Source organism: Vibrio sp. 10N.222.48.A3, from assembly GCF_041475345.1.
Taxonomy (GTDB): Bacteria; Pseudomonadota; Gammaproteobacteria; order Enterobacterales; family Vibrionaceae; genus Vibrio; species Vibrio tasmaniensis_A.
This window is the reverse complement of record NZ_JBFRVX010000681.1, coordinates 1-2,878: the sequence shown is the minus strand read 5'-3', so window position 1 is coordinate 2,878 and position 2,878 is coordinate 1. Positions and strand designations below refer to the sequence as shown.

Sequence of the window (2,878 nt, the reverse complement as noted above, 5' to 3'; positions counted from 1 at the left end):
GGTTATACATAATGATGTGTTATCTAAATTACTGAAATTATCATGACGCCCAAAGAGATCCTTAAAATTCCCAATGTCCGCTACTTCTTGATGTTTCGAAGCAGCTACTTTGCGCGTTTTTACTACCCTATATTCACCCTACTTTATTTAGATTACGGGCTAACCCTATCTCAATTCGCGATGCTCAATGTAGTGTGGGCTGCCACCATTGTGCTTGCTGAAGTACCGTCTGGCGCGTTCGCCGATACCTTAGGGCGCAAAAAGCTTGTGGTGCTCTCTTCAATTGTGATGTTCATTGAGATCGCCATGATTGCTCTTGTTCCGACTGGAGATGCCAATCTAGTCTTCATTGTGTTTCTGGTTAACCGGATATTAAGCGGCTTAGCGATGGCACTGGCCAGCGGTGCTGACGAGGCATTGGCTTACGACACCTTAAAAGAACAAGGCAATGAAGAGTTGTGGCCGCGAGTGCTGCAAATTCAGCTTCGTGTCGCCTCAACGGTCGGTATCTTTGTCACACTAATTGGCGCGGCGATGTACGACGTGAACTTTATGGCGAACATCTTTCATTTCCTTGGACTATCTGAACCAGAAAGCACTAAAGATCTGATGCGTATTCCTGTGTTCGCCACCCTATTTGTAGCGATGATCGCCATCTATGCCGCGATTAATATGCGCGAAGAGAAAAAGGTAATGCCAAGCGACCAAACCAAATTGGCAACCACCATCGCCAGCCTTAAATTAACAGCTGACACAGGTAAGTGGGTACTTGCTACGCCTTACGTGCTGTTCATGTTGTTGTATTACAGCCTGTTCGAACACACCTCAAGAATGTTCCTAACCATGAACAGCCAATATTATCTCGCCATCGATATTCCTATTATCTACTTCGGTTTTATTGGCGCGGGGATCAGTTTGCTTAAAATCATATTGGCGGGGCAAAGCCGTAGGCTAGCAGAAAGCATGGAGCCTAAAACCTTCATTGTGGTTATGGGTTTAGCAAGCATGGCGACTTATTATTGGATCAGTTTAGGTTGGACGATTTACGGGGTTATTCCAGCACTAGTACTGATTTTTATTATCATGACGATGAACATTTTCATTAGCTACCACCTGAATAAAAAAACCGAATCACACAACCGAGCCACTGTCCTCAGCTTTAAAGGCCTGATGTTTAATCTCGGATATGGGCTGATCGGCATTTTGTACGCTTACTACTATAAACTGGTGTCTCAGGGCTACACCGAACAAGAAATAGAACAGAACCTCGCTTTCTTAGCTTCACTGTCTTCGTTTTTCTATTACTTCACCTTATTGTTCGTTTTGATTAGCGCGTTGCTCTATTTCAAAAACAAAAAACAGCCGATCTTTTGAGGCGGCTAGCTATATTGTGTTGAAGTTCAATGAGCAGTCCCTTCAAAGGTTAGCTCGCACAAAGTTCTGATTTCCCCAAATAGACTATCGCCTGAAAATAGACGCTCAATAAACAAACAAGCCCCTTCTTCTATTGGTTAAATTTGTTAATATAATCATAATTTTATATAACACACGGAAGCGTCATGTCATTTAGTTGGATAGCCTTTACTCTTCTCGCAGCCTTCAGCCAATCTTGGCGCAATGCCTTTCAAAGCAAGTTAAGTGGCACCATGAGTGTTGCTGGTGTGACGCTGGCGCGTTTTATCTGGGCAGGCCCAATCGCCTTAATTTATCTGTGCGCCCTCTATCAATGGAAGCCAGTATCCACACCTGATTTTTCGGGTGAGTTTGTTTTCTACATTATTGCAGCAGCCATTATGCAGATCCTCGCGACGGGCTTAATGGTGATGTTATTTAAGCTCGAAAACTATGCGATAGGAGCAGGCTTAGCCAAGTGTGAAGCCCCCGTATCTGCTGTGTTATCCGTATTGTTTTTTGGAACTGCTTTAACATTAACAGGTTGGATTGGCGTGCTTATTGGCACGTTAGGCGTACTAATCATGAGTAGTTCTTCTGGTTGGCGAAGCTTGTCTCCGAAAGTGTTCTTACTAGGTATGGCGTGTAGTACCGCTTTTGCTTTAACGTCTCTTTGGGTACGTGAAGCAAGCTTGAGCATAGGGCTGCCCTTCCCTCATAGCGCTGCTTGGGTGCTGTTTTTGGTGATAACTCTTCAGACATGCATTATCTGTACGTATCTCTTTTTCAGAGAGCGCGACACGCTGCGCCAGATATTCAAGAAATCTAAACTGGTCATCATGACAAGCTTAGCGAGTGTTATCGGTTCTCTGGGTTGGTTTAGCGCGATGTCGCTTCAAGCCGTGCCGTACGTAAAGACACTCGGGCAAGTCGAAGTGATCTTCATGGTGTTGATATCCTATTTCTGGTTAGGGCAAAGCATCGCGCGCAAAGACATTCTTGCGCTCGTTTTGCTTTCTATCGCAGCGGTATTGGTAATGTGGCAGTGAGCTAATAATGTGACTGTAAATTGAATCGTTCGACAGCCTATATATCCAGCAACTCTATGCCTTTCAGCTCTACCGCGCCTCGTTATGGAGCACTCGTTACTTGGTTGAATGGCGACTGTCTGGCATTATGCGCCCAAGAAATCTGTGGTTATTACACAGCAAAGAATGAACGAAGGTAATCAGTGGTAGAAAACAGCCAACAATTAAGTGACCGTTACGACGAACATGGTTACTTTGTTATCAGAAATTATTTCGATGAAGCTCAAATTGCATCGCTTAGAAAAGTCGTGCTGAAATTCCATGAATCATGGAAAGCAGACAACGAAGAATTCTATAAAGAAGAAGCATTTAACTCGTCTTTAATTACGGGAAGCGAATATTTGCTCGCCGACGATAGAAGCGTGCTTTTCGACTTCATCAGCTCGAAGCAAGTGATG

At 44.1% G+C, this 2,878-nt stretch carries 2 protein-coding genes and 1 pseudogene; all 3 read left to right on the top strand.

Annotation, left to right across the window (positions count from 1 at the left end):
* The first annotated feature begins 42 nt into the window (after window positions 1–42).
* Window positions 43–1,374, top strand: a complete 1,332-nt coding sequence (locus AB4653_RS18315; protein WP_032555086.1) for an MFS transporter — start codon at window positions 43–45, stop codon at window positions 1,372–1,374.
* A gap of 185 nt (window positions 1,375–1,559) precedes the next feature.
* Window positions 1,560–2,441: a DMT family transporter gene (locus AB4653_RS18310; protein ID WP_009845791.1), complete on the top strand. Its 882-nt coding sequence runs from the start codon at window positions 1,560–1,562 to the stop codon at window positions 2,439–2,441.
* Window positions 2,442–2,623: 182 nt separating this feature from the next.
* Window positions 2,624–2,878: pseudogene (locus AB4653_RS18305) on the top strand (hypothetical protein); the annotation flags it as partial.